Here is a 23,001-nt window from a genome sequence, read left to right on the forward strand (position 1 = left end):
TCATAGGGATGTTCGTGGCGTTTTTTTGTTCACTTGATTATTATTTGCCTAGCAATTCCAAGTGTCTGCCGATATGGTGACGAAGACCTTCTGCGAATGTATCTTCTTGCTCTGCTAATGTTTGGAAAAACTCATCAGCGAACGTGCGGCTTCCGTCTTCATTTTTCGCTTGAAGGAGCAGACCATACGTAATGTGCAGCAATTGACGCGCATTGTTCTCTTCCATGTAATCAGGCAGCTGAGCATCCGTTACATCACTAAGCAGAGCAATTGCGCTAATATCTGTCGTTACGTGGTAGTATGCTGTCGCCTCGACGAAGTGATCAAGTGCGTATTGGTGCATACGGCGATAGAGCGTAGGATTTACTTTCGCTACAACACGTACCGCTTCCAGCCAGTTAGTGCCCGCTGTTTTGATGTGGAATAAGCCATTCGTGTATTGCCCAATCAACGGGAACACACTGAATTTATCACTGCCGGAATGGATGCTTAGCTTGTATTCAAAATGGACAGCAATCGCTGCATGACTAGCTAGCTCACGCTCAAATTGTGCGATGTCGCCAATGTAGTCGATCCCTTTTTGGAATTCGCCGCAGAAACGTGGCGCCATGCTGAAAATGGTAACACCGCGGTCACGCAGTTCATTAGCTACCAAGTAATGGGCCTCAGGTGATGTCGGCGTCGCTGTTTCGTCAATGGAAATCTCGAAATCAACCGCACGATCAAGGGTAACGATATACTTGCGGTAGATCGCTTCCATGAAATTAATCGCTGCATCATAGATCAGTACATCTTTTTTCAAGGCTTCAGCCGTGTAAGCAAGTGTGGCTCCTGGAACATTAGCTGCCGTTTGCAGGTAGCGTTCTTCATAGCGGCTGCGCAAGCTAGTAGGTAATTGTTCGTATTTCGCTGCAATTTCTGCTTCAGACAACGATTCAATGGTATTGTCGATGTTTTCGGAGCAATCCAATGTCAACATCGTAAACCCAAGACGCAACGCGTATTCGATGTCAGTTTCTTTCTTCAAGTGGTCGCCGTCAGCGCCATATCCATCTGTGTATCCTTCTTGCAGGACGGCATAAGCCGCTGCATCCAGAACATCCTCATAGGTGCGACCAGTTAGAGCAAGCTCACGAATGCTTTGTTGCGCAAGAACCGGGCGAATATCTTTACCGCGAATCGTTTGGATATGACCAGGACTTGCGATACCAAGACGATCACCTAAGCCCATCGTTGCTACTTGTGTACCGAAGGCTTGTGGAGCTGTGTAAGGTAAAAACTGATTGATTACCAGTCGGTTTGCATGTGTTAATGGCGCTACTTTTCCGCCTTCTACGACTTCACCTTGCAATTGGTCGAACAAATCTCCGGAGCCTACGACGATTAGCTGCTTGCCCTCTGTTGTGCGTACCATCAGCAATGTTGTATCTCCCACTTGCGTTAAGGAAGACGCATAAACTTTAATTACCTCGGATGAGAACTCGTTTACTTTTCCTGCGCGTACTGCCTCTATAAGTGCGTTCATGTTTCATTTCCTCCTAATTTTGCAAGCGTTTGCTAATCATTCTATAGCTTCATTTTATCGCAAGTAAGGAGCGTTTTCTCTTCATCTATTCCTATTTTTAGCGAAAACTATTCATATTTTTCACTAATTCTATGCTATACTTCAGTTACCTCATTTCAAAATAAGGAGCATTCTCATATGTCACGTACCGTCACCTTCGGCAATGAAGATGAAGGCCCCTTTTATATTCAGCATGTTCATCGTTCCGGTCCCTTCGAGAGAACTCAGCACATGCATGAAATGTATGAACTGTATTATTTATACGAAGGAGAGCGTATGTATTTTATCCGGGATAGGTCGTATCTCATTCTTCCGGGAGATTTGGTTCTCATCAATCGTCGTGAACTCCATGCAACTTCCGATTCAGATCGATTAGGACATGCAAGAGTCGTGATTAACTTTAGTGACAGCCTTTTGGAAAATAGAAAAGAGGAAGCCCCCTTTCTGCTCGATGCCTTTACACATGCTACGCCTGTACTGCGGTTAGATCTGCCTACCCGGCGTCTCGTAGAAGACATTCTCGGGAAATTGCTTTATGAAGCGAAGGAGCCACATATTGGACAATCCTTTGCTATTAAGCACTATCTGATTGAACTGCTTCTATTCACAGCACGTTTCGTTCGCGTACATCCAGTTACTTCACCCGAACATGTTTCGCCTTTACATCGAAAAATATCCACCATCGTCCGATATATCAATGACCATTCTGCTGAATCGGTGCGATTGGAGGAGCTAGCTGAACAGTTTGAAATCAGCCCTGCTTATTTAAGCCGGATGTTCAAAGAAATCACCGGATTCTCACTTGTTGAATATGTGAATCTCGTGCGCGTACAGGAAGCTCAGAGACTTCTAGCCACGACGAGGCTAAAAGTCATCGTGATTGCTGAGCAAGTAGGTTTCGGCTCCCTTGTGCAATTCGGGCGTGTATTCCGCCAGATGACGAAAATGACGCCGCTTCGTTATCGGCAGTCGGCTAGTGGAATAGTTAGGTAGAAAAAGACCATTTTTTCGTGTTGCGTTGCTCCTTTGGCCACTTTCGTCATGCGTAACTCGATTTTTTCGAGTTACGTTACTCACTTTGCTACTTTCATCATGCGTAACTCGATTTTTTCGAGTTACGTTACTCCTTTGACCACTTTCGTCACCCGTAACTCGATTTTTTCGAGTTACGTTACTCACTTTGCTACTTTCATCATGCGTAACTCGATTTTTTCGAGTTACGGAGCTGCTTTGGGCGATTTCGCGATGCGTAACTCGATTTTTTCGAGTTACGGAGCTGCTTTGGGCGATTTTGCGATGTGTAACTCGATTTTTTCGAGTTACGGAGCTGCTTTTGACGCTTTCGCGATGTGTAACTCGATTTTTTCGAGTTACGGAGCTGCTTTTGACGCTTTCGCGATGCGTAACTCGATTTTTTCGAGTTACGGAGCTGCTTTAGGCGATTTCGCGATGCGTAACTCGATTTTTTCGAGTTACGTTACTCACTTTGCTACTTTCATCATCCGTAACTCGATTTTTTCGAGTTACGGAGCTGCTTTGGGCGATTTCGCGATGCGTAACTCGATTTTTTCGAGTTACGGAGCTGCTTTGGGCGCTTTCGCGATGTGTAACTCGATTTTTTCGAGTTACGATCATCAGAGGAACACGGTCTCCTGAGCGGAGGTGTAGTTGTGACATTACCTTCAATCCAATCACAGAAAAAGCCCGCACCATGCGGGCATCACTTCCAAACTAATCCAAACGTTTTACTCGTATCAGCCTACTTTGATAATCCCCGCGCAATGTCACAGGAATGCCTAAGTTCATGAGTGTTGAGCCATGACGGATGACAGGTTCTTCTCCATCCAATCTCACTTCATAGGAGGCATGAGACACAAGGTTTTGCAAAGGTAAATGCCGAACTTCCGTGCCAAAATGCTGCGATTGCAAAAAAGTAAATACAACACTTTCACTTCGATCCGCGCTGTTGTACTGACAAGCAGCTACATTCGAATCTCGCAGTGAGGACAGCCGGTACAAGTCACCTTTTAAAATAATAGGCCTGATCTCCTTGTACAGTTCTACATAGCTCTTCGCTTCCTCTAATTCTGCGTGCGACCATTTACTTATGTTCGCCCCAATGCCCAAGCCGCCCATCATCGCACTATGGAATCGGTACGATAGAGGGAGACTCCTCCCGTTAAAGCCATGCGGCGACTCCGTTACCCAACACATCATGACAGACGGACTGTAGGCGAAAGAAAATCCCTCCTGAATTGCTAAACGATCGCGCGCATCCGTGTTATCACTAATCCATGCTTGGTCCGCATAGCGCAAAATACCCAAATCAATTCTCGCGCCGCCGCCCGCGCATGTCTCAAATTCCACATCGGGGAAGCGCGCCCTTAATTCCGCCCAAATGGCATACAAATGATCAACATGCTTGATCCAAATGGCTGCATTAGCATCGTGCCCCGAGGCAATCGTGCCTGGCTCTGTCACAGTTCGGTTCATATCCCACTTGATAAATCGGATATCATAGGTAGTAAGCAAGGTCGTCATGAAGTCGAGAACGAATTGCTTCACTTCAGGCAGCCCCAAGTTCAACAATAATTGATTGCGCAGCTGCGTACCTTCGCGTGTCGGAAATTGATACACCCATTCCGGATGCGCTCGGAACAAGTCACTGTCCGGATTGACTGACTCCGGCTCGACCCATAACCCGAATTCCATGCCCAGTCCCTTTACGTGGTCGATTAACTCCTCAAGACCGTTGGGGAATTTCTCCGCATTGACATACCAGTCACCTAAGCCCGCTCGATCGCTATGGCGCTGGCCGAACCAGCCATCATCAACGACGAAACGCTCCACTCCCAAGCGAGCAGCCTGTTCAGCAAGTTCCTTTTGCCCTTCCACGGTTACAGCGAATTCTGTTGCCTCCCATGAGTTGTACAGCACTTTGCGCAGCGTACTAGTTGGCAGTACGCAATTCTTTTGATACTGGTGCAGATTACGGCTCATCTGACCGAATCCACCAGATGTGAAGCCGCCGACAAAAACAGGAGAAGCATATACTTCCCCCGGAGCGAGCATCAAGGGGCTATCAAAATCGTTCACGCCTCCGACAATTCGCACATGCCCGAAAGTCGTTTTCTCTGCAACGATTTTCCAATTGCCGCTCCAGCCAAGAGCTCCGAACCACACGTGCCCCGACGTCTCGTCCGCTTTGCCATTATCAATGGCATACCATGGGTTGGCGTGTGGACCCGTGAAGCCTCTGCGCGACTCCAGTACTTTTTTACCTTCGGATAAGACTGTTGATCTTAATTGATATTCACCTGCCCAGCGACCTGTCACATGCGTCATGCGGTAATCCGGCAGAGCCTGTACCGTCCAAACAGCTGCCATAATCTGCTCAATGCAAATGGACTCGTTCACCCCATTTTTCACCTGTACGTATCGTTCAATGAGATCATACACGGGCAACGCCTTGTAATGAACATCAACTTCTAACGAATAGTAAGCATCCACCATCCGCAATACGATTTCATTTTCGCTTACAAATCGATGTCCCTCATACTTCAGCTTCAAGTCCCGAACGCCGTCTGCAAACGAAACTTTCAACGCCGGTTCCGCATAATGGCATCCGCCCCAGCCTCCATACTCCTCTGTCTCCCTATCGATTTCTGCATCGAAGGAGCTATGTAACCTGCTCACCAGTAAATATCCGCAGTCCGAAGCCTCAATGTGGTTTCCCCAATACAAGTGCTGAATGGTACCTTTCTCATTGATCCCAAACACATACGATGATCTATCCGTGCGAATTTCAAAGATGTTTTCTTTGTCCAAATAGGTTATAGGCACCTCAATTGCCTCCTTGTTACTATCCTTTGATCGCGCCAGCGGCAATCCCTTTGATGATGAATCTCTGCATGAACAAGAAAAAGATGATAATCGGAATCATGCCCATAACCGCATAAGCAAAAGCCAGATTTAAGTCGCTGCTATATTGACCGAAGAAAAAGTACTGCTGTAGCGGGATCGTTCGGTAGTTTTTATCCTGCAGATATAGGAGTGGAAGTAAAAAATCGTTCCAAATGTACAACGCATTTAGTACGAGAACCGTAGCTGTAACCGGCTTGAGCAATGGCATTACAACTCGGATAAATATACCCGGTGTCGAACAGCCATCAATTCTAGCTGCTTCCTCAATCTCACGCGAAATGCCTTTCACGAAACCTGTGTAAAACAGTACGCCCATCTGTACGCCGAATCCGCCGTAGATTAGCGCTAACCCCCAATGCGAATTCACGAGGTGAAAGGATTTACCGATTTGGTACAACGGCAGCATAATGACTTGAAAGGGTACCATCATCCCAGACAGGAACAAGATAAAAATGAAGTTATAAAATGGCTTACTTCGGCGCGCAATGGCATACCCCGCAAGTGCTGAAGCGAAGATAATGAGCGCCACAGAGATGACGGTAACAATCATGCTGTTCATAAATGCTGCGGGATACTTGGATGTACTCCACGCATGCGTGTAATTCGCAAAATTCAAGCTTGTCGGCAACGCATAAAAGGAATCGAAAGTTTGCTTCGCAGTCTTGAGCGACATCAGTAGTGCAACATACATCGGAAACACAAACAGAATAGCCAGAATAGCCACGGCAGCGAATGTGCTATATCGTGTGATTTTCATTACATTTCCACTTCCCGTCTTCTGAAAATGGATAATTGTACAATGGTCACGATGACCAGAATGACGAAGAATATCATGGATAAGGCCATGCCATACCCTGCTTTAAAAGAGTTAAAAGCTGTTTTGTAGATGAACGTTGTAATCACTTCTGTTGCAAAGCCTGGTCCTCCTTGGGTGGTTACCCAAACGAGATCAAACACTTTGAGTGAACCCGTCAATACCAGCAGCAGATTGATCGTAATCGACGGTGCAAGCAAAGGTAATGTCACATGCCAGAACGCTCGACCCGCTCCTGCTCCATCCATTTTGGCACTCTCCACGAGCTCGCTTGGAATGCCCTGTAAACCGGCGATATAGATAATCATTGGCGCGCCCACGCCCTGCCAGAGGGCTACGATAATCAATCCAAATAAAGCATGATCAGGATTGCCAAGCGGACTTGTCACATCCAGACCGAACACGCTTAACAATTTGGGAAATCCCGTGCTGAAATTGTATTTCCAAATAAATCCAGATAATACAATAGACAGAACGCTCGGCAGGAAGAAAATCGTCCGAAATACATTCTTCAATTTCAAGTAAGAATCCAGCAGCAATGCCAACAGAAGCGATAATACATTCACAAGCACCATGAGAATAAATGCGTATTTAAACGTATTTCCAAGCGCGGCCCATACGTCCGAGTCATGAAAAGCATGCACGTAGTTTTCCCACCCAATATACGTCAGCTTGCGTGAAACACCATCCCAACTGGTGAAGGAATATCGCGTTCCTATCACAAATGGAAGAAGGACGGCTAACGTAAATAAAAGAATACCCGGAATAAGGAACAGAACATACCAGAACTCACCACGGATCATTCGTTTCATGTTTCCCATAAGTTATTCCCTTCCTGATGAATAACGGCACAGGCAGTCGCCTATGCCGTTATAACTCTGTCGTTATTTGTGGTTCTTGGCAACCCAGTCATCCAAATCCTTAATGATTTGTTCAGGCGTAGATTTTTTGAAAAACACCTTCTGGACGTATTGTGTGAATTGAGAATTCCAATCAATTGTCGTTGTTATAAAGGATTGTGAATCATACGTAAGTCCTTTATCAAAATACGGCTTAAGATCATTAACCGCTGGAGCAATGTCCGTTGACGCGCCTTTGACAAAGCTGAGTGAATTAATATTTTTCACCCAAGCATCTCCACCTTCTTTGCTAGCCATGAAAGCAAGGAATTTCAAAGCAGCTTCTTTATTCGCTGATTTGCTGTTCACCGCAAGAGAAGCATCCGGGTTAAACTCAAGCTTATTCAAGCTCTCGTCATTGCTGAATGGATACGGGAAGTAGCCCATGCCTGTTTTGTACAAATCTGGATTCTTCTTTTGAATATCCGCTAATGGCCAAGTTCCCATGTACATCATCCCTACATCGCCTTTGGAGAAGAGGTCAACAACACCGTTGTAATCGACACCAAGCTGATCCTTGTTACCGAGGTCAAACAAATCTTGCGCATGTGCGATAACCGTTTTGGACGCAGGATTATCAGCGAATTTCGCCGTGCCCTTTTCCACTTTAGTGAAAAAGTCCGCTTGTTTCTCTACCAGCACCGTGTTACTTGGCAGATCTCGACTCAACCACATACCTAGTGTCCAGTTGTCTTTCCACCCGAGGGAGAAAGGTGTTTTGCCCGCTTCTTTTATTTTTTTGGCAGCAGCAATCATCGCATCGTACGTTCTAGGAACCTGGAGGCCGAGGTCACTGAATATTTTCTTATTATAAAAAACAGCAATTGGTGTAGCATTAACCGGCATGATATAGTTCTTGCCGTCGGTTGCTTGTGCTTTCAATACGCTAGGATCGAAGTTCGACATGAAATCCTTCCCCGTCAAATCTTCAAGGTAACCGCCATCATGCAGTAGCTTCGTATTGCTGCCCGCATTTAATGTAAATACGTCAACGATGTCGCCGCTAGCTATTTTCGTTTTGAGTAACGTGTAGTAATCATCATATTTAACAGGCTGTACCTCAACTTTGATGTTGGGGTTTTGCTTTTCGAACTGCTCAACGATTTTGGCTACTCCGTCCGTAACATCACTTTTGAAATGCATAAAGGAAATCGTAACAGGCTTCTCTACTTTTGCCGTTGCGGTAGCAGCAGGCTTCGTCTCACTACTGGCAGCCGGCGCAGTACTTGTTGATGTGCTCTCGCTGCCGCATGCTGACAATAAAAGCGCCACCATCGTTGCCGAAACACCTGCACTTACTAACTTGTTCATATCTTTTACCCCTCTTCCTCGTTTTCGGTTTAGAACAATCGTCTCTCGTTCTGAATCCTATCTTACGCGTGGAAAGAAGGAATCGTAATAAAATAAATTGTCGTTCTGATGTTCAAAATTTTGGTGTGAAGGATTTCGTCCCATGCCTCTCTCGGTATTCAGACGGCGTTTGTCCCGTGAATTTTTTGAACACTTGGCTGAAATAACGCTGATTTTCATAGCCCACAAGCTCGGAAATTTCACTGATTTTGGATTCAGACATGTTCAGCAGCTCGCACGACTTTTCCATCCGTTTGCGTGTCACATACTCGATGAAATTTTCAGAGGTCACCGATTTAAACTGCTTACTTAAGTAACTCGGATCCAGATGAAAGCGTGTGGCGATGTCAATTAGACTGATGTCTTCAAAGTAATGCGCATCCAAATAAGCAGCGATCTCGTGAATAGAATGAACAGATGGTGTCATTCCCTTGCTCGCATGGAACTCCTCGATAGCTTCAGTGAACTGGTTCAGGAAGTCGCTAAACTGACTATGATTCACGATACCTGATATCAAACGCGCATCAAAAATCTGCGGATACGATAGCACCATTTCTGCCATTTCAGCAGCGGCGACCTCAGTTAGCTTTTTAAGTGCTCGTTGACCCTCACGGATGGTCAATCCGCTTATTTTCTCCGCCTTCAAAAGGACATTCCGCAGCAGCTCGCGACTCTCGCTCCCATTCCCTGCAGCAAACGCTTGCTGTAGACTCTTCAATTCAAACACCGTTAACAACTCCGACACAGATGACGTCGAAGCAACGGGTAATTCTGGCGAGCTTAGAGAGAAACTAGTCGCATGCAGCACATTGCTTCTCAACTGCTCATTAGCCATGTCAAAGGCGTCCGGCAATCGTTCCAAATTATGAAATACACTGCTCAAACCTGCAACCACGTCAAGCTTCAGCATCTGGTTGATCACGTTATGGAAGGTTACAAGTAGATCTCGAATTTGCGACTCCTTGTAGTCAGACTCGGATATGTACAGACAGAGACTCATCCTGTCATCTGATTTGTAGATGTACGGAGCAGCATCCTGACTGGCTGAGGAGAGCACTTCGGACAATATATTTTCGATGCTGTACATCAACAAATCTGCATTGCCATGAAATTTCATCGTTGAAATGTCTTGGAATTTACGAAACATACAGAGCGCTAGTCTAAAACTGCCTCTAGCACAGGATATCGAAAGTTCCTCCGCTTGGGACTGAATATCCATCACATTCGTGATGCGACGACTGGTCACATGCTGAAGGAACACCTCTCTGCGGAGTTGCCACATGTCTTGCGTAAATTTCTTTTGCTGCTTCAGTGTCAAATGGTTGTGACTTGCCTCCATAGCTTTCACCAAGGCACTCTTCAAATCCGTTAAGGAGATCGGCTTCAGCACGTACTCACAAGCCTGATACGTTACTGCAGCTTTCATATATTCATACTGGGAGTACCCACTAATGACGATCACTTTAATCTCCGAATAGTTCGTGTACAAGGCTTCGAGAAACTGTTGACCGTTCATGACCGGCATGTTCATATCTGTCACAATAATATGCGGCTTGCTGATTCGCATTAGCTCTAATGCTTCTTCTCCATGCCGCGCTTCCGCGATAACTTCCGCGTCGAGAGAGAGTTCACTTATCATTTTACAAACAGACTTCCTGCCTAGCGATTCATCATCCACGACCATTACTTTGTACAAAGCTGTCACCCCCATTAGGATTGTAAGGAATTCGTATACGAATCGTCGTTCCGATGCCCAGTTCACTCTCGATGTCCAAGCCAAATGGTGATCCATACACCAGTCTTAATCGTTCATGAACGTTCTTAAGTCCGATGGATACCCCGTAGAAGACGTCAGACGATTTGTTGTCAAAAGACGACCGAAGAGCAACGAGCTTATCCCTTTCAATGCCCGGTCCGTTATCTTGAACTGCTAGTACTACGGAATCCGATTCCCGCAGCACACGTACACCAATCCGAAGAGACTGCTCCACCTCCCGCTTGCTGAACGCATGCACAATCACATTCTCGATAATCGGCTGCATGACGAAGCGAATAATGGCACAGTTCATCAGATCAGGGGCGACATCGAACTCGATCTGCAGCGTTTCCTCAAACCGAAGCTGTTGGATGTACAAGTAATTATTCACATGCGCAAGCTCCTGACCAATGGTCGACGCTGCAATACCTTCGTAGAAGCTGTACCGAAACATGTCGCCTAAAGCACGACACATCTCGTGAATTTCATAATCGCCGATAAGTACAGCCTTCCCACCGATCGTCTGCAGCGTATTGTACAGAAAATGCGGATTGATCTGCATTTGCAGGGCAAGAATTTGTGCTTCTTTATTGAGCAGCTGCATTTCGTATTTGGATTCAATCAGTTCACGGATTTTATCCGTCATGAAATTAAAATTGCTCGTTAGCTCCGAAATATCGTCCCGATAATTGGTATTCTGCTGCAGACTGACATGAAAGTTGCCTTTGCGAACAGTCTTCATCGCTTTTCCGAGTAACTTAATAGGTCTAGTAATATAATGCTGCGCAAGAATAGAAAGCAAGGAAATGCTCAGCATCACGATAATGAACGCGCCAATCGTCGTAAGCAGTATGTTCCTGCGGTTCTGTTCCAGTTCAGGGTTCGGATACACGATCGAAAGCGCAATATTCCCATAATTGAGACGAGAGGTACCGACGAGTAAATCTTTCTTCTTCATGAATGTGATATGCTTAGGATTATTTTGCGTGTTGAACTCTGGCTTTTCATATTTGGGTATGATATCCGCAAATTGACCATTTGTCTGATAAAAAGGTTCCCCGCTTGCATTCTGTAAGACGATGACGTTCGGCGTGTGATTGTTTTCTTCAATCATTTTTGCTAATTCTTTACTTTGTATATAAAAAACAAGCGTACCGAACTTCGTTCTATAGAACGGATCATAAATAGGAATCGAGTACACAAAGAAATCCTGTTGCAAGGTGATGTCTTTATACGTAAACATAAGCGCCTGCTGAAATGGCAAATCGAGCATCTCCTTGTAATGAGGAATGCTCTGATCTATTTTGACAGACTCATAGCTGGCTGCTCTTGACCATGAGTCTTCCAGTTTATTTTCTTTCCCGAAAATCATGATCTTAATGATGTCTTTGTTTTTATTTTGAATGAGCAAATCATAATTTTTGATGGATTCTCTGAGCAAAATGATGTCCGCATCATTATAGTTGGCCCCATGCTCCATGAGATTTAGAATCCGTTCGAAACCATATATTTGTAAGGCCGACGAAGAAATATTATTAAAATATTGATCTAAATACCCCGATAAATAGGCTGCATTCTGGTCCGAGCTTCGGAACATCGCGTTTTCCAAAGAACGGGTACTCGACTTATAGAAATTCATGGAGAGTACAAGCATAGGGATCAAGGAAATCAGGACACTGCTCCATACAATTTTGGTGCGGATACTCCGATTAATAAATAGCCACCTGATCATGCGATCCCAACTTCCCCTGTTGTTCATCTTAAAATGCACTCGATTATACCACATTTTAACATCAATCCTGCTTCTTACAATTCAACTTTTTGTAATCTTCATGTTCAAATTTTTGAAAAAGTTAAACAGGTACCCCATGCCTAAACACATTTTGGACGTGTTTAGGTTGGGTACCTGTTATTAAAACCTCATATTATTTTTTATTTTTGTCCAAAATAGCTGTAGCTTCTTTACGGAAAGATGTTGCCCCTTCTTGCACGGTCATTTTCTTGTACATGATTTTCTCCGCAGTATCTTTAAGCAGCTTCTCGATCTCGATGGAACCGACTGGATTCGGAGGATCCATCGGTGCGCTGTTTTTCTCAGCCCATGCGACATAGTCGAATACTTTGATCTCATTTGGGCTCAATAACGGTTTTAAAGCTTCTTTCACTTTGGAAGCTACAGGTACACCGCGCTCGCCTTTAATGATTTTATTCGCTTCAATATCATTGATCCAGAAATCGATGAATTTCGCTGCTTCTTCTTGCTGTTTGGAGCTGCTTGCGATGGACCAATACATACTCGGTTTGAGGAATAACCCTTTGTTTGCATCAGGACCTGGCATTGGCTGCAAGACAAGCTCACGTTTAGACGCCGTAGCTAGACCAATAAACTGATTAGACCAACCATTGGAGGAAATAGAATTACCCAATGTCAACTCGTCATCTTCAGGTGTACCTTTCTTCTGCGCAGCTTTATCAAGCGCCAGTACGCTGCCCGCGTCATAATATTTCTGAGAGCGGTTAAAATAATCAACAAACAGCTTATCGTCGGTATAACCAAGAGCTGTACCTTCTGCGTTGTACATTTTTTGGCCAAGCGTACGCAGGTAATACGGGAAGAAAACGTCATCTCGGAAGCCGCCCGTAATTTTGCCCGCAGCTTTCGCTTTGGCCGTAATCGCGTCCATATCACTCCATGTCCAGTTCTTTTCAGGAGGCGTAATATTCGCTTTTTTCAACATTTCGAAGTCCATAATGCTGGTTAAAGCATTAACCCCTAAGTTCATAGCGACGAGCTTCCCGCCGACTTGACCACCTGAAACTGCATTCGGGCTTACGTCGTCCACGTTAAGAATTTTATTCTTCGTAAAAGTTGTTAAATCTGCTAATTGGTTTCTTCCACCATATTGTGTCAAATAAGAGATATCCATCTGTATAATATCTGGGAGTTGATTCGCAGCTGCTTGAGGAGCAAGCTTCTTCCAGTAATCATCGAAAGCTGCATATTCAGCTTCGATTTTCACATTGGGATGTGATTTCTCATACATTTCGATTACTTTCAGCGTATAATCGTGGCGCGCTTGACCACCCCACCAGGCCATACGAAGCTTTACAGGTTCCTTACTTGCACTTACTGTTGCACTAGGAGTCGTTGTTGTTGTTGGCGCTGTTGTAGCTCCTCCACTTGGGTTACTCGAAGTACCCGAAGAACAAGCGGTTGCTGTAAAAATCATGGATAATGACATTAATGTAACTACTGCCTTTTTCATGGTTTTTCTCCCCTTTGTACGTACATTTCAAAACCGTAATCGCTTACATTTCTATTATCTGCTAAAAATTAACATCCCGTAATTAAAAAAACCGTCTTCTTTGTTCAATTTTCCGTTTACGCTGTGTGTGAACTCGGTCAACTTACTCCCTATCTTGCTTCTACTTTTCCATATATTGGATAATAAAAAAGACAATACCCGATTACAGGCACTGTCTCTTATCAGAACTCTCATCCGATCTCTCATCCGATCAATCTGACTAATCCTTTATACGCAATTTCATCAAATTTGCTAATGACCTTCTCCCGATCCATCGCCCACGCGCAATCTTCCAGCGCACAAGCAACAGGCGCATCCAAGCGAATCGTCGCCAAATCCAACGAAAGATGCAGCATATCCAGCTCCGCTTCGATCTTCGCACGCACGCCCTTCGGAAGTGCAGCTAAGTTCTCGAGGATTCCAGCAATATTCACATATTCGTTAAGCAGCTTCGTTGCTGTTTTCTCCCCAATGCCTTTAACCCCTGGATAATTATCCGCGGTATCCCCCGTTAATCCCTTCAAATCAATGATTTGAGCTGGCGTTAGGCTTTTCTCCTCCATGAGCGTTTCTAGCGTGTACACCATGTAGTTGGATTGCCCTTTTTTCATAATAATGACTTCCGTGTTCTCATTGACAAGCTGGAGCATATCATGATCGCCCGTTAAGATTTGCACTTTCGTCTCCGGGCTGTATGTACGAGCCAATGTGCCGATACAATCATCCGCTTCAAAGCCAACAACGCCTACATTCGGAATATTAAAGCTGGCTGTCACTTCTTTGACCAGATCAAATTGGGGAATTAATTCTTCAGGAGCAGGGCCGCGATTCGCTTTATAGGCGTCAAATTTCTCCGTCCGGAAGGTCTTGCTTCCCATATCCCAGCAGCACACAACGTGTGTCGGTTTGAATGTGCCGATCGCATCAAGCAAATATTTCAGAAATCCATAAACACCGTTAATCGGCACACCGTGATCCGTTCTCATGATATAACCACTTGATGATGTTGCATAATAACCGCGAAATAATAAGGCCATGCCGTCTACGAGCAGCACAGATTCAGATGAATTTTGTGACATTGATAATAGCTCCTATTCCTGTGAAAATATGAATTCGTTACGAGTAGTATAGCACGGGACATATGCTCTCGACACGCAAAAACCCGTCATCAGTAAAAGTTACCAATGACGGGTAGTAAACTATCTAGCACCTCTTGAGTTCAATAATCTCCTGACCATAGATAGGCAGCGTTAAGACACAAGCCCCTTCTTGCAATTCACGCCCTGTGAATGTTCCTACTTCGAAATCTACAAATAACAGCCTCACTTGATAGGTACACTCAGGCTTCACCCAAGGGATACATATAACGCACGATTCCGATTTCACGTCTCCCCGCAGCGCTACGACAACACCTTCGCCACTCGAATTCAGTTTCCCCCACCAATGCCAATCCTTGTCAGTAGGCTCTGGGACTCCACTAAACTGAAAGTGGCGGTAAATATCATAATCCTTTTGCAACCTTTTTAACAAGTCAAACCGCTGTTTATAATGGTTAAGATTCTCTTCGCTCAAAGAGGTCAAATCTCCGGCAAATAGCTGCGGCGCTCCCATCAACCAAGAGCAGATTTGTCTATCCTGAATTTGTGTAGTCAAGCTTCCTCGCACATTCACGGTTGCTGCACCATAATATTCAATACATTGCAACGGTAATCCGCGGTGAGCATACAGCTGAACACGTGCCTGGTAACAACCTGCGATCAGTTGCTCGCTAAGCTGCTTCGGATCGTAGTCCCAGTCCTCACGATAACGCTCCTTCCAATGACCTACTCCGGAGTAGTCATTAGGTGGAATATGATACGTATCCGCATGCTGAAGTGCCGCAAGATCACAAGGTACCCCTGGTGTTCCCCAATAAATTTCATGGGTTATTTCAAGCGTAATGCCAGGGCTTCCTGCTCGAATGCGATCTTGCGCCGCTAGAAGGCCGCGGAGACCGCGGAGCAAGGATTCCTTGCGTGTTCGGCTCTCATGGCCTTGTGCGATATCGCCGAATTTAATATTGGTGAAGTCTTGTTTGTAATACGATACGCCATATTTCTCGGAGAGCGCCACAAGATCATCCGCATAATAGTCTCGCCACGGGCTTGTAAAGCTCATCCCATAACCACCTAATCGTTTGAGCCACGGGACGCTGAGTCCCTCAGGAACATCTCTTAGATCCTTCGATTGCTCATCACGGAATGTGGACACCCACAGTCCCAACTCTAGACCAGAAGCCTTGATAGACTCACACATGCCTTTAAAATCAGGAAATAACGCGAGGTCAGGCTCTGTCCCCAGACGCCCACGCTGCCAACCATCATCAATTTGCATCGTTTTAAATCCTGCTTGTACTGCCAAATCGGCTAACTCTAGGATAATAGACTGGTCAATGTTCGGTCCGAAATTGGACCATGTACACCACAGAGGTGCGATTCGTTCAATGGGAGCACGCGCCAATTGCAGTTCATGACGCAAGAAAGATTGAAACTCACTTTCTATTGCCCTATCTACTGGCTTGGACAAGCCCGCTCCCGTATCGCATGTCTTACCAGAACATCCGTAGTAGAACGTTCCTTCGCTTTCAAAATGCTCCCCTGGTCCAAGCACCCATTCAAAATAGTCTGGATGATAGCCCATCGCGCCTCTGCCATCTACATAACGAAGCGCCGAAGGAATCTCACTGCCTAAGATAATACCTTGCGTATGATCCGTGTTCTCAAGTGCCAAAATGCTAGACTGTGCGCCTCTCCCAGATGGCGTATATTCAGTTGCAGGACGGCAGTTAAGCAAACGTTGCCCTTCAATCATGACTTCATCCATCTTAAGCCAGTTGGCACTTTCATTGTGCACAATCAACTTCTTACGGATAGCAGAATGATGTGAATACAATTCATAATGAAGGATAATGCGAACTTGAGCAAAAGTAGGATCATTCCAGTCCGTCAACTCCACGTTCCAACATTCAATGCCATTCCCCTGAATCTCATTTGTAACCTTCTTAGACCGAGGAAATAATTGACTCTCCGCGCTACCGTCAATAAGGAATGAATCGCTCCAATTCGCATCATCCGCTTTCCATTCCCCGGTATCAGATACAGCCAATTCATCTGTCTTACTGAATGTAGCCGTCGTTTCTATGATGCTATCCTCGCTTCCTTGTATCCCCATTGGTGGCTTATCCGTTGTCTGATAGCGAAGAGACACCTTAAACTCTTTCCCTGCGTCCAACCACTCGGTTCCATTGACAAGTAAACTAGTAGTAACAATTCCCGCCTCAGACAAATCCAGAATACGAGTAAGGAGTCCGCTCTGTAAAACGACTTGATCATAATCGGTATTAGGCACTTTAATCTCTCCTTATGAAGCTGACTCTTCCTATCTCAGCACTTATAACCACTTCTGATATTGCTTCGGTGTTTCTCCGTATTTCTCCTTAAAAATGCGAATAAAATGGTTCGCGGAGCTATAACCTAACTTGCTAGCAATTTCATTCACGGCGAGCTGTTTTTCTCTTAACAATTTAACGGCTTCTGTAAGTTTCCGTTCCGTCATATATTCCGTAAATTTAACCCCTGTAATTTTCTTAAAAAGCTTCCCTAAATAATTTGCACTTACTTTCATGTGATCAGCAACCATCTCCAAGCTGATATCTTCGAACAAATGCTCTTCGATATAGCTTTTCACCCTAATTTCAAGATTGTGGTCGATGCTCATCTTTCTATCTTCAATGGTTGCAATAGCGGTTTGAAGTAATTCATTCGCCCATTCCGTAAAGTCATGGATATGAGGAACTTCCTCCAGCTTTTCTCGAATGTCATAACCGAATAGTTGCGTTGAACTAAACCCCATCGACTTCACAACTTTACGAATCGTCGTTACGATATCAGATAGCAAGTTTTTGCAATAGGTGATCGAATAGTGGTCATTTCTGATATCTTCGGACATCATGCTAAGTAGCTGATAAGCTTTTTTACCATCACAGGCACGAATGCAATCTTCAATTTCATCCAAAATGAGAACGGAGCTCCCTGTACGCTTTCGACCAGCAACATCCAGTTTGGCATACGAAATAATTGTCTCTTCCGGAAGTATAAAGGTATAGGAAAGGGCCTCAAGGGCTTCCCGGTAAGAAGCGGAAACAGGACGAGCATCTCTGCTATGTTCGTTGCCATAGGCGATTACAAAATCACTTTCATACACGACTTTAACTTTCTCTTCTACATAAGCTATCGCTGCATGCTTCTGATTCACCGTGCAATTCACAATACCAATAATGCGTCGACCATAATCTTTAATGGCCCAGATTTGAAATCCAAGGTCCTGTTCCACCTGGAATAGATCAATGAGATGATAGGAGAGCAGCTGTTCATTCTCAAAATCTTCTTTCTGAGGTACCTTCACAATAAAACAAAAAACTTGCTCCCAACCAGGCTGTGTATCCAGCATATCAGCAAGCTCTTCACGATTCATTGGGAGATCGTCATACAGCAAGCTCATAATGAGGTTGTGTCTAATAATTGGCTTATTGTTCTCAACTTTCTGATGTAAATCACTTAACACACTGCGTAAGGGTCTATGCGCGCGGCGACTAAGCAGAATCGTGAATGTAATACTCCCGAGCAGAAATAAGATCCCGATTGAAAGTGTCCAATTCCTTAATTCATTCGCCTTTTTGTAAAAAACATCTGTATTAGCTAAAGCCACATAGCGCCAACTGTTATAATCCGAGTGGACCGATGAAACCATCATCGATTTGCCAGCGATTTGATTGATAAACATGTTGCTTTGGTCCGAAGCTAGCACTTTCTGAAGCCAACCACTTTGATCCTTCTGGATATCCTCGATCCCATTCGTTTCTTGGTTATCCGCTATGAAGTTGCCTTGATCATCAATAATAATTAACACACCATCCGATGCATTCATGACAGACTGCAAGGATTTTTTGAGCGCACTTTCATAAATGTTAATGGCCACAATAGCTTTTCGATTTCCGAAGGCAGCAAAATAAGGAACACTGCGAACATGCGTAATCACTCTGTCAGAGCCCTGTCCTTGAATGGGCCGAGGCGGCATCCACGAAATCTGCACATCATTCTGCTGAAACCAATCCAACCACTCTCTCCTTGAGCCGATGTCACACGTACTAGAACTCAGAAAGCAAAATTTATTATCATAAAATAAAACATTGTCCGTTTTGTAGTAGACATCAATGGATTTCACAAAGTTTAAATCTCTTTGAATAAAATCTAACTGGGAAACGATCCCGATAATCGTAGAGGAATCATTGCGAATGGTATGGCTCATGGGATAGAGCAAAATAGAGTCTTGTCCCCCATCTACAGCGCTGCGATTTAAAGTAGAGATACTTTCCTTCACAAATTGCTGATCAATGGATTGCCGAAACTGAACGACCGTTTGTTGATTAAATTTTTCTAATTCACTTGTGTAAGCCTTTGCAAAATATTGATAATAAATGCTGACTGGAACAACCGTAATCAGAATGACGGTAAGTATATTCGTCCAATATAACCGTGTGAAAACCTTCTTCTGGATCAGTAGAGTTTGTTTCATTGCCCCTCCACACTTCTTCTATCCGTTTTTCAGTTCAGTATAGCAAGAAATGGTTATGGATTGAAGAGGCTGGCTAAACTGTCAGCCTCTTCCTTTGGCATAAATCTCTTCTATTTCCCTAGCATTTTCTTATAAGCTTCGTTGACCTCTTTCTCAATCGCATCTCCACCATTCGCTTTAAACGTTTTCACGTAGTCATCGAAGCTGTCTGGACTTGCTTCGCCTAAGATGATCTTGAAATACGTTTGAACGGTCAACTTTGTTAAATTCGTCGCATATTTAACGTGCGATTCCACGGAAGGCACTGCCATATTCAAATAGCCTTTGGGTTTAACCTTATCGCCGAAATCATAATTGAATTTATCCATGCTTTTATCGAATTCGGGTACGTTAATAATATTAAACACTTGCCCGCCTTTTTTCATGAATTCTGCGGCTGGTACGGAAGCACTTAAATTGATGAATCTGCCGTTCTCTTCCTTCCAGGCTTCGCCTTTCCAGCCTCTGAATACGGTTTTGTAATATTCGATATCCGTTGCACTTGCTTCAATCATTTTCAAGAACGTTTCCATTTTACGTGGATCTTTTGCTCCTTTTACTGTTATACCAAGTGTCGTTGAATTCACACCCCATTGCGGTGTACCCGATGCTCCTTTAGGCCCAACAGGCGCTTTACCGAGAGCAATTTCTGCTGTTGGCTGCGACTTTTTAAGATTGACATATTGTCCGCCGCCTTTATCCTCCGGATTGGCAGCATCGATCACATTACGCCAGTGATAGAACATCCCTTTCCCTGTGAGCCCAATGCGATTGTTATAGAAGGCTTGGGAGTCAAAGCCGTAACCCCCTGTATTCTCCGATGTAATCATCTCCGGATCAATCAGATCCATTTTGTACCATTTGCTTAAAAGGGTTAACGCTTCCTTCATTTCCGGTTGAATCGCAGCGAAGGTGATCTTGCCGTCTTTCTCCATATAGATCAGATTCTCTTTGTTCTGAACAGCCGCGCTTTTCACCTCTGTGAGACCAGGAGAACCAAATGCCCCTAGAATGGCAGGAAGGGCAAAATCAGAGAATCCGTACGTGTCCTTTTTCCCATTGCCATCGGGATCATTATTGCGAATTTTGACTAGCGCATCTTCGAATTCTTGTATGGTTTCAGGTACCTTCGTAATACCAACCTTGGTAAGCCAATCTTGACGCCAGACCAAGACAGTCGGATAGTCGCCATTCACATTCAGACTCGGCAGACCATAAATTTTACCCTCGTACTTAACCGTATTCCATAAGTTATATTTATCAATGAGCTTGGCATAGTTCGGTGCAAATTTACGAATGGTTTCATCAGCAATCGGAGCAAGCACACCATTGGACACATAGGTACCCACAGGGCTTCTAACCTGCATGACATCAGGCATTTCTCCAGCAGCCAACTTCACGTTCAAATTATCATTCCATTTCTGCGAATCGACGAACCAGAACTTAAATTTGGCATTAAATTTCTCGGAAACCATTTGCACAACCTTCGAATCCTGATCTGGTTCGGAGAATGAGTTGTAGGCAAGCCATTCCATAGTAACCGGTTCTTTAGACGCACTTGTGGTCGCTTCTGGTTTCTTGGTGTCCAGGGCTGTTGTTGTCTCTTTGGAGCACCCTGCAATGACCCCAACCAGTACGGTTGCAGCCAGAATCACTGAAAAACTTTTACGCATTTGCTTCGACATATAAACCCTCCCTATTGTAATTATACGTTAAACCCGCAACCTGCGGGATATAACCAATCCGATACTACCCTTTAATGGAGCCGATTAGCGTCCCTTTCACAAAATATTTCTGCACGAACGGATACACACAAAGAATCGGGAGAATGGAAACAACTAATGTGGCCATCTTCATTGTCTGGGTATTGACCACCATCTGACTTGACTCTGTTCCAGCTGCACTGAGCTCGCCATCAAGAATAATTTTCCTCAGAATTAATTGGAGGACTTGCTTCTTCTCCGTTTGAATATAGAGCATGCTATCAAACCAAGCATTCCAATGATAGACCGCCGTATATAAGGAAACCGTGGCGAGCACAGGCAGCGAGAGTGGCAGTATAATTTTGATCAAAATCGTCACATCATTCGCGCCATCCATCTTAGCGGACTCTTCCAGAGCCTCAGGAATTTCATGCACGAAATTCCTCACAATGAGCAGCAGAAACGTACTCACCGCTCCAGGTAAAATTAAGGCCCACATACTGTTCATGAGTCCTAGATTTTTCACTAGAATATAAGAGGGAATTAACCCGCCTGAGAAAAACATCGTGAGCACGACAAATCCTGTCCAGAAAGTGCGATGTGGCAGTGTTTTTTTGGATAAGGGATACGCCCCTAGAAACGTCAAACTCACTGTCAACAAGGTCGCCAAAACCGTCCGCATGATTGTGTTCCCATAGGCCGTCCAGATTAAGGAATTGTTCATCACTTGCTTGTAGCCTGAGAAATCGAATTGGGTAGGGATAAAATGAAAGCCATAGCTATTGATGACTTGCGCTGGACTCATGGATAACGTCACGACCTGCATAAAGGGAAGTAACGTAATGATGGTCAATAGTAGGAGTGATGCATAAACGATGGTCATAAAAATGGCATCTGATAATCGGAACGATGTACGAGTCATATGAGGCTCCTTTCAATAAACTGTGCCCTATTAGAAGATCGTTTCATCACTGAAACGCTTGGCTAACGTATTCGTGAACAAGACCACCGCTAACGCGACCACATTCTTGAATAAGCCTACAGCAGCAGCATAGCTGTAATTCATTTTGGAAATTCCTTCATTGTAGGTGTACGTTCCGATCACATCCCCGACACTCATGACTTTGGCGTTAAGCAAGTTATAGACTTGATCGAAATCATCACTAATGATCTGTCCGGATGTTAGAATGAGTAGAATGACCACGACAGGTGCGATCGAAGGCAGTGTAATCCACCATATTTTTTGAATGCGGTTAATACCGTCCACTTCTGCAGCTTCATACATCTCAGGATTAATCCCCGACATGGCAGCCAGATAGATGATGGCATTAAATCCAATCGTCTTCCAAATTTCAGTGCTCACCAACACAGAGCGGAACCAATCCACACTGGCGATAAAGAATATTGGCTTATAATCCAACATGGATAAGGCAACATTGATTGGCCCTCGACTTGGTGATAGAAACTCAATAATAATACCGGCCAGAACCACCCATGATAGGAAATAGGGCAAATAACTAACCGTTTGAACGACTCTTTTGAAAATGGTGAATCTCACTTCGTTAATCATCAGCGCAAGTATGATGGGGGCGGGAAAACCAAATAACAGCTTATAGAAATTAATAATTAGGGTGTTTCTAAGCACAGGGAGGAAGTACATACTGGTAAATAGATCTTTGAAGTTATCAAAGCCAACCCATTTACTTCCTATTATGCCTTTTAAAATTTTGAAATCCTGGAAAGCAATCAGCACACCATAGATAGGAGCATAGTGAAAAATAAGATAATAAAGTAACACTGGCACTAACATCATGAAAAAATATTTGTGCGACATGTATTTCCTAAATGTCATCTGCATGCCTCGGCTTCCCCCTTCGGTTTATTTTTGTTAGCGTTTTCATTTTTATCTGGACTCAATATATCGTCTATAATCTCCCTGTTCAATCGCCAATTTCCGTTAAAATCCCGATTTTCAACACTAGTAAACCCCTATTCCCAAAATGGTGAAAATCAACAAAATAGCGATTATTGGTA

At 44.3% G+C, this 23,001-nt stretch carries 15 protein-coding genes; 1 reads left to right on the forward strand and 14 read right to left on the reverse strand.

Going from position 1 to position 23,001, the window contains the following annotated elements; genetic code table 11:
* Nucleotides 1-40 precede the first annotated feature (40 nt).
* Nucleotides 41-1,525: a tagaturonate epimerase family protein gene (locus AC58QT_RS24100; RefSeq protein WP_497411225.1), complete on the reverse strand. Its 1,485-nt coding sequence runs from the start codon at nucleotides 1,523-1,525 to the stop codon at nucleotides 41-43.
* A 177-nt stretch (nucleotides 1,526-1,702) separates the two neighbouring features.
* On the opposite strand from AC58QT_RS24100, the gene AC58QT_RS24105 reads away from it, so the two are divergent.
* On the forward strand, nucleotides 1,703-2,557 hold the full coding sequence (locus tag AC58QT_RS24105) for an AraC family transcriptional regulator (protein ID WP_497411226.1): 855 nt from the start codon (nucleotides 1,703-1,705) through the stop codon (nucleotides 2,555-2,557).
* Between the two features lie 738 nt (nucleotides 2,558-3,295).
* On the opposite strand, the gene AC58QT_RS24110 is transcribed toward AC58QT_RS24105, so the two are convergent.
* The 13 genes from AC58QT_RS24110 to AC58QT_RS24170 all read right to left on the reverse strand — a co-directional run bounded on the left by AC58QT_RS24110 (nucleotide 3,296) and on the right by AC58QT_RS24170 (nucleotide 22,825).
* The gene (locus AC58QT_RS24110) at nucleotides 3,296-5,407 is read right to left on the reverse strand and encodes an alpha-galactosidase (RefSeq protein WP_497411227.1); all 2,112 of its coding nucleotides are present in this window, start codon (nucleotides 5,405-5,407) and stop codon (nucleotides 3,296-3,298) included.
* Nucleotides 5,408-5,426: 19 nt separating this feature from the next.
* Nucleotides 5,427-6,245, reverse strand: a complete 819-nt coding sequence (locus tag AC58QT_RS24115; protein ID WP_497411228.1) for a carbohydrate ABC transporter permease — start codon at nucleotides 6,243-6,245, stop codon at nucleotides 5,427-5,429.
* Complete coding sequence (locus tag AC58QT_RS24120; protein ID WP_497411229.1) at nucleotides 6,245-7,123, reverse strand: carbohydrate ABC transporter permease; 879 nt, start codon at nucleotides 7,121-7,123, stop codon at nucleotides 6,245-6,247. The genes AC58QT_RS24115 and AC58QT_RS24120 overlap by 1 nt, the downstream gene beginning before the upstream one ends.
* 63 nt (nucleotides 7,124-7,186) lie before the next feature.
* Nucleotides 7,187-8,512 (reverse strand): ABC transporter substrate-binding protein, encoded by a 1,326-nt coding sequence (locus AC58QT_RS24125; protein ID WP_497411230.1) that lies wholly within the window; start codon nucleotides 8,510-8,512, stop codon nucleotides 7,187-7,189.
* Between the two features lie 112 nt (nucleotides 8,513-8,624).
* Nucleotides 8,625-10,247 (reverse strand): response regulator transcription factor, encoded by a 1,623-nt coding sequence (locus AC58QT_RS24130; RefSeq protein WP_497411231.1) that lies wholly within the window; start codon nucleotides 10,245-10,247, stop codon nucleotides 8,625-8,627.
* Entirely contained in the window at nucleotides 10,222-12,039 is a 1,818-nt protein-coding gene (locus AC58QT_RS24135) for a sensor histidine kinase (protein ID WP_497411232.1), read from the reverse strand. Before AC58QT_RS24135 ends, AC58QT_RS24130 begins: the two co-directional genes overlap by 26 nt.
* A gap of 193 nt (nucleotides 12,040-12,232) precedes the next feature.
* Nucleotides 12,233-13,573 carry an ABC transporter substrate-binding protein gene (locus tag AC58QT_RS24140; RefSeq protein ID WP_497411233.1) on the reverse strand — a complete coding sequence of 447 codons (1,341 nt, stop codon included), beginning with the start codon at nucleotides 13,571-13,573 and terminating at the stop codon, nucleotides 12,233-12,235.
* A 242-nt stretch (nucleotides 13,574-13,815) separates the two neighbouring features.
* Entirely contained in the window at nucleotides 13,816-14,691 is an 876-nt protein-coding gene (locus AC58QT_RS24145) for a 5'-3' exonuclease (RefSeq protein WP_310501968.1), read from the reverse strand.
* A gap of 124 nt (nucleotides 14,692-14,815) precedes the next feature.
* A complete protein-coding gene (locus tag AC58QT_RS24150; RefSeq protein WP_497411234.1) occupies nucleotides 14,816-16,999 on the reverse strand; it encodes an alpha-galactosidase in 2,184 nt (727 codons plus the stop codon).
* Between the two features lie 42 nt (nucleotides 17,000-17,041).
* The gene (locus AC58QT_RS24155; RefSeq protein ID WP_497411235.1) at nucleotides 17,042-19,225 is read right to left on the reverse strand and encodes a helix-turn-helix domain-containing protein; all 2,184 of its coding nucleotides are present in this window, start codon (nucleotides 19,223-19,225) and stop codon (nucleotides 17,042-17,044) included.
* Nucleotides 19,226-19,335: 110 nt separating this feature from the next.
* Nucleotides 19,336-20,949: a type 2 periplasmic-binding domain-containing protein gene (locus AC58QT_RS24160; RefSeq protein ID WP_497411236.1), complete on the reverse strand. Its 1,614-nt coding sequence runs from the start codon at nucleotides 20,947-20,949 to the stop codon at nucleotides 19,336-19,338.
* A gap of 64 nt (nucleotides 20,950-21,013) precedes the next feature.
* A complete protein-coding gene (locus AC58QT_RS24165) occupies nucleotides 21,014-21,889 on the reverse strand; it encodes a carbohydrate ABC transporter permease (RefSeq protein WP_497411237.1) in 876 nt (291 codons plus the stop codon).
* 30 nt (nucleotides 21,890-21,919) lie between these two features.
* Nucleotides 21,920-22,825, reverse strand: coding sequence for an ABC transporter permease (locus tag AC58QT_RS24170; RefSeq protein WP_497411238.1), 906 nt, complete (start codon nucleotides 22,823-22,825; stop codon nucleotides 21,920-21,922).
* Nucleotides 22,826-23,001 lie beyond the last annotated feature (176 nt).

It is taken from the genome of Paenibacillus sp. J31R109 (assembly GCF_059692055.1).

What these genes read in the sequence shown, in the direction of transcription:
- AC58QT_RS24100 (WP_497411225.1), bottom strand. Translation starts at nt 1,525, where the DNA reads ATGAACGCACTTATAGAGGCAGTACGCGCAGGAAAAGTAAACGAGTTC.
- AC58QT_RS24105 (WP_497411226.1), top strand. Translation starts at nt 1,703, where the DNA reads ATGTCACGTACCGTCACCTTCGGCAATGAAGATGAAGGCCCCTTTTAT.
- AC58QT_RS24115 (WP_497411228.1), bottom strand. Translation starts at nt 6,245, where the DNA reads ATGAAAATCACACGATATAGCACATTCGCTGCCGTGGCTATTCTGGCT.
- AC58QT_RS24120 (WP_497411229.1), bottom strand. Translation starts at nt 7,123, where the DNA reads ATGGGAAACATGAAACGAATGATCCGTGGTGAGTTCTGGTATGTTCTG.
- AC58QT_RS24125 (WP_497411230.1), bottom strand. Translation starts at nt 8,512, where the DNA reads ATGAACAAGTTAGTAAGTGCAGGTGTTTCGGCAACGATGGTGGCGCTT.
- AC58QT_RS24135 (WP_497411232.1), bottom strand. Translation starts at nt 12,039, where the DNA reads ATGATCAGGTGGCTATTTATTAATCGGAGTATCCGCACCAAAATTGTA.
- AC58QT_RS24140 (WP_497411233.1), bottom strand. Translation starts at nt 13,573, where the DNA reads ATGAAAAAGGCAGTAGTTACATTAATGTCATTATCCATGATTTTTACA.
- AC58QT_RS24145 (WP_310501968.1), bottom strand. Translation starts at nt 14,691, where the DNA reads ATGTCACAAAATTCATCTGAATCTGTGCTGCTCGTAGACGGCATGGCC.
- AC58QT_RS24155 (WP_497411235.1), bottom strand. Translation starts at nt 19,225, where the DNA reads ATGAAACAAACTCTACTGATCCAGAAGAAGGTTTTCACACGGTTATAT.
- AC58QT_RS24160 (WP_497411236.1), bottom strand. Translation starts at nt 20,949, where the DNA reads ATGTCGAAGCAAATGCGTAAAAGTTTTTCAGTGATTCTGGCTGCAACC.
- AC58QT_RS24165 (WP_497411237.1), bottom strand. Translation starts at nt 21,889, where the DNA reads ATGACTCGTACATCGTTCCGATTATCAGATGCCATTTTTATGACCATC.
- AC58QT_RS24170 (WP_497411238.1), bottom strand. Translation starts at nt 22,825, where the DNA reads ATGCAGATGACATTTAGGAAATACATGTCGCACAAATATTTTTTCATG.